Consider the following 13,952-nt stretch of genomic DNA (forward strand, 5'->3'; position numbering starts at 1 on the left):
ACCTTTTGCCCACCGGTGCCTTCATGTCCCTGCCCACCACCGAAGAGCTTCCCATCGCCACCGGACACGACCGCGAGGAGCGCACCGAGCGCGCCGACGAGCTGAAGCTCGAGCCCGTGCGAGGCGCCGTGCTGGTGGTGGAGGATGACCCGGCGCACCGGGAAATCCTGGTGGAGCTGCTGGCGGGCTGGGGCTACGAGCCGCTGCCGGTGGGCAGCGCCGAGGAGGCCGAGTTCGCCGTACGCAACAAGCGCATGGACGCCGCCATCGTCGACGTCTTCCTGCCCGGCCGCAGCGGCACCACGCTGATGTCACGGCTGCGCGAGCGCTTCCCGCAGGCGGTGCTCATCGGCGTGAGCGCGATGAGCGACGCGGCCATGGCTCGCAAGTGCAAGGGCCTGGGCGCGGACCTCTTCATCGGCAAGCCGCTCAACCCCGAGAAGCTCGCCGAGGCGCTCCAGTCCAAGCACACGAGCTGGCACTGAGCGTACCGGCGTACCGGGGGCGGGTTCCGGTTGCGCCGTCACCTCGAACGGTTGATGCTGTTCTCGTGAAGACCCTCGCTCCCGGATTCCTGCTGGCCATGCCCCGGCTCGGGGACCCGAACTTCTACCGCTCGGTCATCCTGATGATTGAGCACGGTGAGACGGGCTCCATGGGGCTCGTCATCAACCGGGGGGCGCCCCTGACGCTCGGTGAGCTGGCGCGCGGCCAGGACATGGGCATCGCCAAGGAGCGCGAGGGGCAGCCCGTCTTCGTGGGAGGCCCGGTGGAGCCCCAGCGGGGCTTCGTCCTCCATGACGACGCGGAGCTGCTGGAGAAGCACCCGGTGGTACCCGGCCTGTTCCTCAGCGTGACGCTGGACGCGCTGGGGCCGCTCCTGGAGAACCCCACGCCGCGCCTGCGCTTCTGCCTGGGCTACGCGGGCTGGGGCCCCAAGCAGCTCGAGAACGAGATTGCAGAAGGTTCCTGGCTGTTCGCGGACGCCACCGCCGAGGCGGTGCTGGGCCAGGAGCCCGCGAAGTTGTGGGAGACCACGTTGCGTGGCATGGGCGTGGACCCGGCCATGCTGGTGACGGGAAGGGGAATGAACTGATGCTCGACGCCGACTTCGTCCGGGCCCGCATCCTGGAGGCCCTGCCGGGCTCCGAGGTGGAGGTGAGAGACACCACCGGGACGGGAGACCATTTCGAGGCCCGCGTGGTGAGTCCCGCCTTCGCGGGCAAGCCCATGGTGCAGCAGCACCAGCTCGTCTACGCGCCACTGCAGCAGTGGCTGAAGACGGGCGAGCTGCACGCCCTGGCACTCAAGACCTATTCGCCCGAGCAGTGGCAGAAGCTCGGGCCGCGCTAGAAGGAGACGCCGTCATGACCCCTGAGCTCAAGGCCCGGCTGGAGAAGGAGACCCAGTCGCACAAGATTGTCCTCTTCATGAAGGGCAATGCCCTCTTCCCACAGTGCGGCTTCTCCGCGCGGGCGCTGCAGCTCCTGCAGCCCTACGGCGAGGTCCACACGGTGGACGTGCTGGCGGACCCCGAGGTGCGCCAGGGAATCAAGGACTTCACGAACTGGCCCACCATTCCGCAGGTCTTCATCAACGGGCAGTTCATCGGCGGCTCCGACATCCTGATGGAGCTGGCCGAGCGCGGTGAGCTGGCGGACCTGGTCGCCGGCAAGTCCCCGGCCTGAGGCGGTCTCCGGGCGGTGGGGGAGGGGGAGACCGCCTCCCCCCGCAGCGGCTAGAATGGGCCGCCGCTGCCCGGAAGGAACCGCCGTGGTCACCGCTACACAGCCCAACACCCCCGAGAAGAAGGACGAGTCCGTCGAAGCGCCGGGAGCCCCGGCCGCCTCCGGCCATGTCCCCGTCGCCACGAACGCCGCCGTCGCGCTGAACGACACCGCGCTCCCGGCCACCGCGCCCCCGGTGGACCCGGATGACCTGGTGGCCACGGCGAAGACGCCCACCCTCATGGAGAAGGTGCAGGAGTTCCGCACCCGCCACGAGAAGTGGGAGATGGCGCTCTTCTTCTTCGGCGGCTTCATCTACGACATCGTCTCGCTCAGCCGCATCGACGACACGCTGACGCTGGTGCAGAGCTTCGCGTACCTCGTCATCCTGACGTCGCTGCTGCTGCTGGAGCAGCGCTTCCCGGACGGCGCCGAGCCGCCGAGGTTCCTGGCGAAGGTGTGGCGCTGGCGCGAGGACGCCGTCCACTTCTTCTTCGGCAGCCTGCTCAGCGTCTTCATGCTGCTGCTGTTCAAGGCCACGTCGGGCTTCATGCCCTACCTGTTCGTGGTGGGCCTCTTCGCCCTGCTGGTGGCCAACGAGCTGCCGCGCTTCCGCCAGGTGGGGCCCGTCATCCGCGTGGTGCTGCTCAGCCTGTGTGTGACGCTGTACTTCGCCTGCCTGCTGCCGGTGGTGATTGGCCGCATGGGCTTCTGGGTGTTCCTGCTCGCGGTGGCCCTGGGCAGCGCCAGCGTCTTCGGGCTGATGCGCCTCATCGAGCGCTGGCGCCCGGACGTGGAGTTCCTCGTCCGCAACGTGGCCATTCCCGGCTTCGGCGTGCAGGCCGCGCTGCTGGTGCTGTACCTGGTGGGCGTGATTCCGCCGCTGCCGGTGGCCGTGCAGTTCGCGGGCATCTACCACAAGGTGGAGCGGGTGAGCCCCGGCGTGTACCACCTGTCCACGGTGGACGAGAGCGTCTGGTACAAGCCGTGGACGTGGTTCGGCCCGGACTTCGTGATGCAGCCGGGCGACAAGCCCTACTACTTCTTCCGCATCTTCGCGCCCAAGGGCTTCGCGCCGTACAAGGTGCGCGTGCGCTGGTACTACGACCACCCGGAGAAGGGCTGGACGACGTATGGCAACGGCTTCATGGCCAACGTGAGCAGCAACGGCACGGACGGCGGCTACCGCTACTACGCCACCACGTCCAACCTGAAGCCCGGTGACTGGCGCGTGGTGCTGGAGACGGAGGACGGGCACGAAATCCACCGCCTCAACTTCTCCGCCGGGCCGAGCGAGCGCACCGAGCCCCGCGAGTACACGGTGGAGGTCTCCACGCTGAAGGAGGTCAACCCTCTGGCGCTGGAGGAGTGGGAGAAGACTCGCAAGACGACAGCGAAGCCGGGCGAGGCCGCGCCGAAGGCCGGCGCCCCCGCGCCCGGCGCGACGGGCACGGAGCCCGCCCCGCCGGAGGCCGCGTCCGGTACGGCGCCGTAGCGGCTACTTCTTCTTGGAGGCCTTCCACACGGACTTCATCCAGGCCTCCACGTCCTTGACGGTGCGCGGAATCTTCCCGGAGAGGACCTTGCAGCCGCGCGCGGTGACGACGACGTCGTCCTCGATGCGCACGCCGATGCCGCGGTAGCGCCGCGGCACGGAGAGGTCGTCCGTCTGGAAGTACAGGCCGGGCTCCACCGTCAGCACCATGCCCGGCTGGAGCTTGCCGTACTTGTACGCCTCCTGCCGCGCCTGGGCGCAGTCATGCACGTCCAGGCCCAGCATGTGGCTGACGTTGTGGAGCGAGTAGCGCTTGTAGAACTGGTGCTCGTCCTTGAGCGCTTCCTTCGCGTCCTCGAGGATGCCCAGGGCCTCCAGCCCTTGCGCCAGCACGCGCATGGCCACGCGGTTGGGCTCCATGAAGTCGTTGCCCGGCTTCACGGCCTTGATGGCCTGCTCCTGCGCCTCCAGGACCAGCTCGTAGATTTCGCGCTGCTCCTTGGAGAACTTCCCGGAGATGGGCAGCGTGCGGGTGACGTCGGCGGTGTAGAGGGTGTGGCCCTCCACGCCCGCGTCGAGGAGCAGCAGCTCGCCGGGCACCAGCGGGCCGTCGTTGCGCGTCCAGTGCAGCACGCAGGCGTGCGAGCCGCTGGCGGCGATGGTGCCGTAGCCCACGTCGTTTCCTTCCACGCGGGCGCGGAGGTTGAAGATGCCCTCCACGTAGCGCTCCGTCTTCGCCGTCTTGAGGCCGCGGATGACGTCCTCGAAGCCGCGCTGGGTGGCGTCGATGGAGGCCTGCAGCTCGCGCAGCTCCTGCTCGTCCTTGAGCAGCCGCATCTCCGACAGCGCCTGGGCCAGGGCCTTGTCGCGCTCTCCACCCTCGGGCACCGCGGTGTCCACCCTGGGCGAGTAGCCGCGCAGCACGCGCGTGGGGCGGCTCACCTCGCCGCTGAGGCCGGAGAGGTAGTCCTTCAGCGTGTCGAGGCCGCGCGCCTCGTCCACGCCGTAGCGGGCCTTGCTCTCCGGCACACCCAGGCGCGGGCCCACCCACAGCTCGCCCTTCACGCGGTCCGTGAAGAAGGTGGCGTCACTGCGGCCCGGGTTGGGCTCCACGAAGAGGAGGTCCGTGTGGCCGCCGCCCTCCTTGGGCTGGAGGACGAGGACGCAGTCCGGCTCGGTGTTGCCGGTGAGGTAGTAGAAGTCGCTGCCCGGCCGGAAGCGGTAGTAGGTGTCGTTGGCGCGCACCTTCTCGTGGCCGGTGGCGATGATGAGCGTCTCGCCGGGGAACAGCTTGGAGAGCGCCTTGCGGCGGGCACGGAAGGTGGCGGCGTGCTTGAGCTTCGGCGGCAGCTTCCGCGCGCCGGGCTTCCAGCGCTTCATCATGAAGTCGAGCAGCGCCGGCGGCGGCACCGTGTCGTGGCTCGCGGGCTTCGCGGGCGCGGCCTGGGGAGCCTGCGGCTCCGAGGTGACGAGGGGCTGCTGCTCACCCACGGCGGGCTGCGCGGTGCCGTCGGCGGGGGCGGGGGCGGAAGGGGTGGTGGTGGCCATGGCGTGTGACTCTTGAACAGCGCCCGGCGGCCCTTCAAGCCCGAGTTGGTTCATGACGCGCAGCGGTGTCTTCCCGCAGAAGCGCGACCTGCCCCAGCAGCACGGGCACCGCCGTCTCCACCCGGAGGATGCGCGGGCCCAGGGAGAAGGGGCGGAAGCCGTGGGCCTCCAGAAGTTGCGCCTCAAAAGGCACCCAGCCTCCGTCCGGGCCGATGGCCAGCACCACGCGCTCGGCCGTGTCCGCGCCCGTCGCGCGCAGCGACTGCCGGGCGGGAGGGTGGGGGAGCAGCCGGACGGACTCGGGGCCGAAGAGGGTGTCCGCCTCGTCCTCGACGAAGGGGCGGAAGCGCTCGCGGACGAGGACCTCCGGCAGGTGCGTGTCACGCGCCTGCTCCAGCCCCTGGAGGAGCAGCTCGCGGACGAAGGCGTCGTCGAGCACTTTGGAGTCAAAGTAGCTCTTCTCGACGCGGGCCGCGTTGACGAGCACCACCCGGTCCACGCCGAGCGAGGCCACCGCGGGCAGCACCTTCTTCAGCGCCTTGGGGCGGGGGATGGCGAGCAGCAGGTCCACGCCCGCGCGTGGGGGCGGGGGCTCGGTGAGCGAGACGCGCAGGTGGAGCACGCCGGCGCTGTTCTCCAGCACCTCGCCGGTGCCGGTGAGGCCGCCGAGCCGGCCCACGCGCAGGGCCTCGCCGGGCTCGGCGCGGAGCACCTCGCGCGCGTGCCAGGCACGGCGCCCGGTGAGGCGGGCGGTGCCGTCCGGGAGGAAGTCCTCATCGAAGAGCAGCAGCAGGTTCACGGGGCTTGTGTACTCCGTCACCCGGCGGCGAGGGAGGACATCTTCGGTTCGCAGGCCCGGTGTCCTCGGGAAAGGGAGGAGCCTGGCGTAAGGCCTGTCTCCCTGGCCGGGCGCCACCCGGCCCATCGGCAGTGCTTGCCCCGCCCGGGAGCGTGCCGTAAAGCCGGACTGTGCGTAACCTGTGCCTTCGCTGCCGCCGTCCCGAGAGCGCGTGCTACTGCGCGCAACTGCCGCCCCGGTTGGAGACCCAGACTCGCGTCGTCTTCCTCCAGCACCCACGTGAGCGGCGCGTAGCCATTGGCACCGCGCGCATGGCGCACCTGGCGCTGAGCAACTCCGAGCTGCACGAGGGCGTGGACTTCACCGGCCACCCGCGCCTGGAGGAACTGGCGGCCCGTCCCGAGTCGGTGGCCGTGCTCTTCCCGGGAGAGGACGCCATCTCCGTGGAGCAGGCCCGCGAGCGCCCACCCGAGACGCTCATCGTCGTGGACGGCACCTGGCCCCAGGCGAGGAAGATCGTCACCCGCAACCCCGTGCTCGCCGGGCTGCCGCGCATCGGCTTCGTGCCTCGACGCCCGAGCAACTACCGCATCCGCTCCGAGCCCGCCGACCACTGCGTCTCCACCATCGAGGCCGTGGTGGAAATCCTCGGCATCCTGGAGGGCGACACGGCGCGCTTCGACACCATTCTCCGCGCCTTCGAGTACATGGTGGACACGCAGCTGGAGCGGCAGTCGACGCGGACGTCGCCCAACCGCCGCCGCATCTACTTCGGCCCGTGGCGTCCGCCGCTGGAGCTGCGCGCGCTGGCCGAGCGCTTCGAGAACCTCGTCCTCTTCTATGGCGAGGCCAACGCGCACCCGTCCGGAACGGACATTCCCTCCGAGCTGGTGCACGCGGTGGCCTGCCGCCCGGCCACGGGCGAGCGCTTCGAGGCCGTCATCGCTCCCGAGCTCCCGCTGGCGCGCAGCACCCCGCTGCACGTGGAGCTGCCCGAGGAGGTGCTGCTCGCGGGGGAGCCGCGGACGCAGGCGCTGGCGCGCTTCGAGGCGTTCCTCCGCCCGGGCGACGAGCTGGCGGTGTGGACCACCTTCGCGCTGGACCTGCTGTGGGCGGGCGGTGTCACCCGCCGGCCGGCAAGCAACGTGCGGCTGGCCACGGCGCGCGCGCTGAAGGGCAAGGCGGGTGGGGTGGAGCAGGCCATGGAGCTGCTGAAGGGACCGGACCTGCCCCTGTGGGCCCCCGGACGCGCGGGCCGGCGCATCCGCGCGCTGGAGTCCGTGGTGCGCGAGCTGGTGGCGCGCGGCAATGCCACGGAGCCGCCGCGGAAGCTGCCTCGCACCGGTACGGGCGGCTGAGCGCGGTCAGGGCAGCAGCGCGGTCCGGGCCTCGTGCACGTAGCGGCCCCGGGGGAACTCGTTGAGGTACTGGCGGTACTCGCCCTGCGCCGCCTGCGGCTGGAGCTTCTCCTCGAAGCAGCGTGCGCGCAGGTAGCGCGCCTGCTCGCGGTGCTTCGCTCGCGGGCTCTTCTGGGCAATCTCCTCCAGTCCCACCAGGTAGCCCTCGCACGTGCGGCGGTTCAGCTGCAGCCGCGCGTACCCGAGGAACCGCTCGTCCGCGTCCTTCGACAGCAGCGCCATCGGAATCAGCGGCTCCTTCTGCTTCTCCTTCACCGGCCGCTCCGCCACCGCGACGGGCGGCTGGGGCTCCGGCGCCGGGGCCGTCTTCGGGGGCAGCTGCTTCGTCACGGACTCCGCGGGGTAGGGCGCGAACTCCTGGTCCGGCTCCGTGAGGGCTGGCGCGGCGGCCACCGCCACCGACGCGGCCGAGGGCACCGTGCCCATGGCCTGCGCGGGAGCGGGGGGCTCCACCGGCTGTGTGGTGGGCTCCCTCGGGGCCGGAGTGCGTAGCGCCGCCGATGCCACCTGAGACCGGTGCTCCCTCGCGGGCACGGCCGTGGCGACCGCGGGCTTTACCGCGGAGGGGGCCTGCGGTGCCCGGGCCACCGCCTGTACCGTGCTGGCCTCGGTATCCGGCGCGGTCGAGACCATGGGCACCGTGTCACCCGGCGCCGGCTCGGGCGCGTTCAGCTCCTCGAAAGCCCGCTGGTCGGGCGCGGACACCGGCTGGTGCTTCAGCGTCCGCTCCTTCGCGTCCAGCTCCACCCGCTCTCCGGCGCTCACCAGCCGCGCGGGTTGTCCCTCCACCTCCACCCGCACCCGTCCTTCCGCCACGGCCACCGCGGCGCCGCGCTCCGTCCGCTCCACCGTGAAGACGGTGCCCACCACGGACACGCGCAGGCCCGCGGCCTCCACGAGAAACCCGCGCCGCTCCGCATGGGAGGCCTGCACGGACAGACGGCCCTGCCGCACCGTCAGGTGAACGTCACGCGCCTCCGCCCGGGACAGCTCCACCTCCGAGCCCGCCGACAGCCGCACGCGGCTCGCGTCCGGCAGCCGCAGCAGCGCCGTGGAGCTCGCGGGCGTCCGGACCGCCACGCCCGAGCGAAGGTGCGTGCCTGCCCGCAGCGCGCGCTCCGAGCCCCCCGCCTCCCGCAACACCGCGCCCGCGGCGCTCTCCGCACGTGCGGTGGCCGCCGCATCCAGGGCGCCGCCCGCAGCGCTCTCCACCCGTGCGGTGGCCGCCGCATCCAGGGCGCCGCCCTCGACGCTCTCCGCCCGTGCGGTGGCCGCCGCATCCAGGGCGCCGCCCGCGACAAGCTCCGCGTGCGCGGTGGCCGCGCCGCCCGCGGAGTCCTCGCGCACCGGCTCCGCCGGCCCCTCCGCCACCACGGGCGCCACCGGCGCGACCTCCGGCGTCCGCAACATCCAGAAGCCGAGCATCGCCGCGCACGCTCCCGCGAGCGCCAGCGCCCATGGCAGCCGGGCCCTGGGCGCCGCCTTCGTCATGTGCCGGGCCGCGGCGGACCGGAGCCTCGCGTCCACCGCCTCCCAGCGCACGTCCGGCGTCACCGCGCGAGCCTCGTGCAGCACCTCTCGAGACTGCTTCACCCGCTCCAGCTCGAGCGCGCACGCCGCGCACCCGGCCACATGAGTCTCCACGCGCGCCCGGTCTCCCGCCGGCAGCTCGTCAGCGGCGAGCGCCCAAAGCGCCTGGGCCTCATGGCATGCCATGGGGGCCTCCAGGGGGACGGGTGGTGAGCAGTCGCTGCATGGCCTCGTTGAACTCCAGCCGCGCATGGTGCAGGCGGCTGCGGACAGTATTGACCGAGCTTCCCACGGACTCGGCGATTTCGTCCGGGCTCATCCCGCACAGCTCGTAGTACACGAAGACGATGCGCTTCTTCGGCTTGAGCCGCTCCAGCGCCAGCTCCACCAGCCGGGCCGCCTGGCGCCGCGCGGCGGCGCGCTCCGGGTCCTCCCCCAGCGCCTCCGTGTCCGGCGGCTCCGCGAACGAGTCCTCCGGCCGCCGCCGCTTCCAGCGCAGGTGCGACAGCGCGACATTGGCGCACACCCGGTAGAGGAACGTCCGGAAGCGCGACTCGCCCCGGTAGCTCTTCACCGCCGTCAGCAGCCGCAGGTACGTCTCCTGGAGGAGGTCCTCCACCTCCACCCGGTTGCCCACCAGATGGCGCAGGGTGCGCGCGGCGTCCGTCCGGGTGAGGGCGTAGAGCTGGTCGAAGGCGGAGAGGTCGCCTTCCTGGACGCGGCGGACCAGCAGGTGGAGCCGCGTCTCATCCGCGGACGGAGGCGCGGGCACGTCCCGTTCCTGGCGCTCCCCGGACGCGGGACCTTCCACCAATGAGCGGACTCCACGGAGCAACACCGGGGCCTCTCCCTCGGGGACACGCAACGAGCCGGCCCCACTCAGGAGCGCCCCGCCGTACATGGGTAAAGTCCAGGCCAGCACACTACCTCCGTGCCCCTGGGTCGCCGCGGCGACGGAAGACGATCAAAAATTATTTTTGATCAGCCGTCACGCCCCCGGCGTCCTACGACGCTGAAACCGGACAACCTCCCCGGTGGCCGGACCGGTCCCCAGTTCTCTCGGAGTCCCCGCTCATGTGGAACACCCCTTCCCGCGGCTGGCTGTTGCCGCTCCTCGTGCTGCTCGGAGCCACCCTTCCGGGTTGCATCATTCACGAACAGGACGACGGCTGGTACGACGACGAAACCGAAGTCTGTTGCGAGAGCAACTCGGACTGCGAAAGCGGGCAGGTCTGCCGCTCCGGCTACTGCCGGGCCGTCGCTCCGGGCTCGGGGGACTGTGCCTCGTCGAGCGACTGTGACCGGGGAGAGGTCTGCATCAACTCCGTGTGCCTCCAGCCGTGCTCGCGCGACACGGACTGCTCGGGCGGCCGGTGCTTCGACCACTACTGTGTGCCGAGCAGCTCCACGGACGGTGGGACGCGGACGGACGGCGGGACGCGCCCGGACAGCGGCACCGACGGCGGCACGCGCCCGGACAGCGGCACCGACGGCGGGACGCGCCCGGACTCCGGCACGGATGGCGGCCCGGCTCCCATGTGCCGGGTGAACGCGGACTGCGGCTCGGGCAACTACTGCATCAACAACCAGTGCTACCGCGGCTGCACGGGCGACCTGCAGTGCGGCTCCACGGAGGCGTGCATCCAGGGCATCTGCCGCCCGCGTCCTCCGGACCCGAACGCGTGCACCACGGGTTATGACTGCCCGTCCGGCAAGGACTGCGTGGACGGCCAGTGCCGCGCGTCCTGCGACTCCACCACCGAGTGCCCGCCCGAGTACGCCTGCCACATCGGCTACTGCATGCCCATTCCGAGCGGGGGCGAGTGCCGCGCCAACTGCGAGTGCCCCTCGGGCCAGGTGTGCACCAACGGTAAGTGCCAGTCCACGCAGCCTGACCCGGGCCAGACGTGCGTAGCCAACTGTGACTGCCCCTCGGGCCAGGTGTGCACCAGCGGCTACTGCAAGTCGCCCACGCCTCCGCCCCCGCCGCCGGACGCGGGCACGGGCACCGCGTGCCAGGCGAACTGCGACTGCCCCTCGGGCCAGGTGTGCACCAGCGGCTACTGCAAGTCGCCGGAGCCGCCGCCCCCGGCGGACGCGGGCACCTCGACGGTGTGCCGCGCCAACTGCGAGTGCCCGTCCGGCAACGTCTGCACGGACGGCTACTGCAAGCCGGTGAACCAGGGCAGCGGCAAGGCCTGCGTGGCCAACTGCGAGTGCCCCGCCGGCGAGCGCTGCGTCGAGAACGTCTGCTGGCTGTAGCGCGGGCCCCGGTGGCGCCCGGCCCTTCACGTCAGGGCGCCACCATCCGCCAGCAGCGGTGGATTTCCTTCCGCTGGAAGTCCTCGGGGATGGAGCCGGGGGTGATTTCCTCCACCTCCATCCCCCGCGTCGCGGACTCGGTGAGCTGGAAGCCGAGGAAGTTGGTGGAGAAGTAGAGGACGCCGCCGGGCGCGAGCAGCGTGCGGATGGCCGCGAGCAGGCGCGGGTGGTCTCTCTGCACGTTGAAGCTGCCCGTCATCTTCTTCGAGGTGGAGAAGGACGGCGGGTCGCACACCACCAGGTCGTACCGCTCCGGCCCTCCGGCCTGCGCCTCCACCCACGCCTTGGCGTCCGCGCGGATGAGCACGTGCCGCGCGTCCGCCAGCCCGTTCAGGTCCAGGTTGTCCTCGGCCCAGTCGAGGTACGTGTTGGACAGGTCCACCGTCGTCGTGCTCCTGGCGCCTCCCGCGGCGGCGTAGACGGTGAAGGCGCCCGTGTAGGCGAAGAGGTTGAGGAAGCGCTTGCCCTTCGCCTCCGCGCGCACCCTCGCGCGGGTGTTGCGGTGGTCCATGAAGAGGCCGGTGTCGAGGTAGTCGCCCAGGTTCACCCAGAACTTCAGGCCCTGCTCCTCCACGACGATGCGCCCGCTGCCCTGGCCCACCCGCCCGTACTGCGAGCGGCCCCAGGGCTGGGGCGTGTGCGTCTTCACGAAGATGCGCTCCGGGGGCACGTCCAGCACCTCCGTCACCGCGGCGAGCACCTCCTCGCGCTGCGACTCGGCCGTGCCGGACTTGAGGGCGCGGCGGCGCGGGTACTCCACCACGTGCGCGCAGTCGCCGTAGAGGTCCACCGCGTAGGGGTACTCGGGAATGTCCCGGTCATAGACGCGGAAGGCCGTCAGCCCCTGGGCGCGGGCCCACTTGCGGAAGCGCTTCGCGCCCTTGCGGAGGCGGTTGGCGAACATACCCGCCGGGTCGGGTGCCTCTTGCGTGTCGTGGTTACCTTCTGAATCAGCCATGCCCAAGCGTCCTCCCGTCCAGACCGCCGCCCCTCTCATCCCCGAGTCTCCGACGTACGACAAGCTCAGAAAGGCCGCCGCCGGCTGCCGGGCCTGCCCCCTGTGGAAGACGGGGACCCAGACGGTCTTCGGCGAGCCCGTCGGCAGGCCCCACCCCGGCCCCCGCGTCATGCTGGTGGGGGAGCAGCCGGGAGACCAGGAGGACCGGGCGGGGAAGCCCTTCGTGGGCCCGTCCGGCCGGCTGCTGGACGAGGCGCTGGAGGCGGCCGGCATCGACCGCTCTCAGGTGTACGTCACCAATACGGTGAAGCACTTCAAGTGGACCGGCCAGGGCAAGCGCCGCCTCCACGCGAAGCCGAACACGACGGAGATTCGCGCCTGCCTGCCGTGGCTGGAGGCGGAGATTCGCGTGTTCCGCCCGGACGTCATCGTCTGCCTGGGTGCCACGGCGGCGCAGGCGCTCATAGGCAAGGACTTCCGGGTGACGCAGTCGCGCGGGCGGCCCATGCCTTCGGATTGGGCCCGCGTGGTGGTGGCCACGGTGCACCCGTCCTCCATCCTCCGCGCGCCGGACCCGGAGGCCCGCGAGGCGCAGCTCGAGGCGTTCATCGACGACCTGCGTGTGGTGGCGCGGCTCATCCACGGCCGTGGCGCGGAGGCGGGAGAGGGCGCGCACGCGCCGATGTGAGCGGAGCTCCGGCCGCGCGCAGTGCGTCATGGCCGGGGCCATGCCGCGCGTGAGGTCCACCATGTCCCCTGCGATTCCGGCACCCGCCAGGGTAGGCTCCCGCGCCGAGTGCAGAGGGGCCGTCACCGAGGCGCACACCCCTCTGGACCTATGACCCCGCGCCGGAGGACCTCAGAATGACTGCAAGCCGTTGGTTGGGACTGGCCACGCTGACCGTGCTGTTCGCCACGAGTGCCCTGGCCGAGGAGGCGACCCCGGTGGGGCGCTGGACCACCATCGATGACGAGACGAAGAAGCCGAAGTCCGTCATCGCCATCTACGAGGAGGGGGGCAAGCTGTTCGGGAAGATCGAGAAGCTCTACCGCGAGCCCAACGAGGAGCAGAACCCCGTCTGTGACAAGTGCGAGGGGACGCTGAAGAACCAGCCCATCATCGGGATGGTCATCATGCGCGACCTCAAGAAGGACGACGACGAGTGGACGGGCGGCTCCATCCTCGACCCGGCCAACGGCAAGACCTACAAGTGCAAGATTGCCGTCGAGGACAAGGGCAAGAAGCTGAAGGTCCGCGGCTACGTCGGCATGGCACTGCTCGGCCGCACCCAGCACTGGGTCCGCGCGGAGTAGGCCGTAGACGGTGGGTTCGCCCGGGCCAGCGCCAGCCGGGGCGCTGGACCCGGGCCGCGTGCCGGCGGACACTCGGCCCATGAGCGTTCGCATCGAGAAGAACGGCCCTGTCACCACCGTCGTCCTCCACCGCCCCGAGGTGCGCAACGCGGTGGACGCTCCCACCGCCGAGGCGCTGGTCGCCGCCTTCCGCGCCTTCGACGCGGACCCGGACGCCCACGTGGGCGTGCTGTACGGCGACGGCGGCACCTTCTGCTCGGGCGCGGACCTCAAGGCCATCTCCCAGGGGCGGCTGAACCGGCTGGCCCCCGACGGCGACGGCCCCATGGGCCCCTCGCGCATGGTGCTGAGCAAACCCGTCATCGCGGCCATCTCCGGCCATGCGGTGGCGGGCGGCCTGGAGCTGGCGCTGTGGTGCGACTTGCGCGTGGCGGAGGAGGACGCCGTGCTGGGCGTCTTCTGCCGGCGCTGGGGCGTGCCGCTCATCGACGGCGGCACGGTGCGGCTGCCCCGGCTCATCGGCCTGTCCCGGGCCCTGGACCTCATCCTCACCGGACGGCCCGTGCCGGCCCAGGAAGCGCTGGCCATGGGCCTGGTCAACCGGGTGGTGCCGAAGGGGCAGGCCCGCGAGGCGGCCGAGGCGCTCGCCCGCGAGGTCGCCGCCTTCCCCCAGGGCTGCATGAGGGTCGACCGGGCCTCCGCCCATGAGCAGGCGGGGCTGGGCCTCGAGGAAGCACTGCGTCAGGAGTTCAACCGGGGCGTCACCGTCATGGAGGCGGAGGCCGTTGGCGGAGCCGCCCGCTTCGCCCGGGGGGCGGGCCGGCACGGGAAGTCCGAGTAG

The 13,952-nt window shown here is 71.4% G+C and carries 15 protein-coding genes; 10 read left to right on the plus strand and 5 right to left on the minus strand.

Annotation, left to right across the window (positions count from 1 at the left end; genetic code table 11):
* Positions 1 to 23 precede the first annotated feature (23 nt).
* The 5 genes from K8638_RS17405 (at position 24) to K8638_RS17425 (ending at position 3,222) form a co-directional block, all read left to right on the plus strand.
* Positions 24 to 485, plus strand: coding sequence for a response regulator (locus K8638_RS17405; RefSeq protein ID WP_223755646.1), 462 nt, complete (start codon positions 24 to 26; stop codon positions 483 to 485).
* Positions 486 to 550: 65 nt separating this feature from the next.
* Complete coding sequence (locus K8638_RS17410) at positions 551 to 1,096, plus strand: YqgE/AlgH family protein (protein ID WP_223755647.1); 546 nt, start codon at positions 551 to 553, stop codon at positions 1,094 to 1,096.
* Complete coding sequence (locus tag K8638_RS17415; protein ID WP_206720857.1) at positions 1,096 to 1,353, plus strand: BolA family protein; 258 nt, start codon at positions 1,096 to 1,098, stop codon at positions 1,351 to 1,353. Before K8638_RS17410 ends, K8638_RS17415 begins: the two co-directional genes overlap by 1 nt.
* 14 nt (positions 1,354 to 1,367) lie before the next feature.
* Positions 1,368 to 1,688, plus strand: coding sequence for a Grx4 family monothiol glutaredoxin (grxD, locus tag K8638_RS17420; protein WP_223755648.1), 321 nt, complete (start codon positions 1,368 to 1,370; stop codon positions 1,686 to 1,688).
* 85 nt (positions 1,689 to 1,773) lie between these two features.
* On the plus strand, positions 1,774 to 3,222 hold the full coding sequence (locus K8638_RS17425; protein WP_223755649.1) for a DUF2914 domain-containing protein: 1,449 nt from the start codon (positions 1,774 to 1,776) through the stop codon (positions 3,220 to 3,222).
* A 3-nt stretch (positions 3,223 to 3,225) separates the two neighbouring features.
* Here the strand turns inward: K8638_RS17425 and K8638_RS17430 are convergent, their stop codons facing one another.
* Entirely contained in the window at positions 3,226 to 4,770 is a 1,545-nt protein-coding gene (locus K8638_RS17430) for an aminopeptidase P family protein (RefSeq protein ID WP_223755650.1), read from the minus strand.
* A 34-nt stretch (positions 4,771 to 4,804) separates the two neighbouring features.
* On the minus strand, positions 4,805 to 5,569 hold the full coding sequence (locus K8638_RS17435) for a 16S rRNA (uracil(1498)-N(3))-methyltransferase (RefSeq protein ID WP_223755651.1): 765 nt from the start codon (positions 5,567 to 5,569) through the stop codon (positions 4,805 to 4,807).
* Positions 5,570 to 5,739: 170 nt separating this feature from the next.
* On the opposite strand from K8638_RS17435, the gene K8638_RS17440 reads away from it, so the two are divergent.
* Positions 5,740 to 6,927 carry a tRNA-uridine aminocarboxypropyltransferase gene (locus K8638_RS17440; protein ID WP_223755652.1) on the plus strand — a complete coding sequence of 396 codons (1,188 nt, stop codon included), beginning with the start codon at positions 5,740 to 5,742 and terminating at the stop codon, positions 6,925 to 6,927.
* A gap of 6 nt (positions 6,928 to 6,933) precedes the next feature.
* On the opposite strand, the gene K8638_RS17445 is transcribed toward K8638_RS17440, so the two are convergent.
* Positions 6,934 to 8,703, minus strand: a complete 1,770-nt coding sequence (locus K8638_RS17445; protein ID WP_223755653.1) for a FecR domain-containing protein — start codon at positions 8,701 to 8,703, stop codon at positions 6,934 to 6,936.
* Complete coding sequence (locus K8638_RS17450; protein WP_223755654.1) at positions 8,690 to 9,289, minus strand: RNA polymerase sigma factor; 600 nt, start codon at positions 9,287 to 9,289, stop codon at positions 8,690 to 8,692. The genes K8638_RS17445 and K8638_RS17450 overlap by 14 nt, the downstream gene beginning before the upstream one ends.
* Positions 9,290 to 9,591: 302 nt before the next feature.
* Here K8638_RS17450 and K8638_RS17455 point away from each other — a divergent pair, with 302 nt between their 5' ends.
* Positions 9,592 to 10,779 carry a hypothetical protein gene (locus K8638_RS17455; protein WP_223755655.1) on the plus strand — a complete coding sequence of 396 codons (1,188 nt, stop codon included), beginning with the start codon at positions 9,592 to 9,594 and terminating at the stop codon, positions 10,777 to 10,779.
* Between the two features lie 31 nt (positions 10,780 to 10,810).
* On the opposite strand, the gene K8638_RS17460 is transcribed toward K8638_RS17455, so the two are convergent.
* On the minus strand, positions 10,811 to 11,797 hold the full coding sequence (locus tag K8638_RS17460; protein ID WP_223755656.1) for a class I SAM-dependent methyltransferase: 987 nt from the start codon (positions 11,795 to 11,797) through the stop codon (positions 10,811 to 10,813).
* Between K8638_RS17460 and K8638_RS17465 the strand changes: the two genes are divergently transcribed.
* The 3 genes from K8638_RS17465 (at position 11,796) to K8638_RS17475 (ending at position 13,952) form a co-directional block, all read left to right on the plus strand.
* A complete protein-coding gene (locus K8638_RS17465) occupies positions 11,796 to 12,485 on the plus strand; it encodes a UdgX family uracil-DNA binding protein (RefSeq protein WP_223755657.1) in 690 nt (229 codons plus the stop codon). The genes K8638_RS17460 and K8638_RS17465 overlap by 2 nt on opposite strands.
* Before the next feature lie 176 nt (positions 12,486 to 12,661).
* Positions 12,662 to 13,111 (plus strand): DUF2147 domain-containing protein, encoded by a 450-nt coding sequence (locus K8638_RS17470; protein ID WP_223755658.1) that lies wholly within the window; start codon positions 12,662 to 12,664, stop codon positions 13,109 to 13,111.
* A gap of 79 nt (positions 13,112 to 13,190) precedes the next feature.
* Positions 13,191 to 13,952, plus strand: coding sequence for a crotonase/enoyl-CoA hydratase family protein (locus tag K8638_RS17475; protein ID WP_223755659.1), 762 nt, complete (start codon positions 13,191 to 13,193; stop codon positions 13,950 to 13,952).

The organism is Myxococcus sp. RHSTA-1-4 (assembly GCF_020037125.1).
Lineage (GTDB): Bacteria > Myxococcota > Myxococcia > Myxococcales > Myxococcaceae > Myxococcus.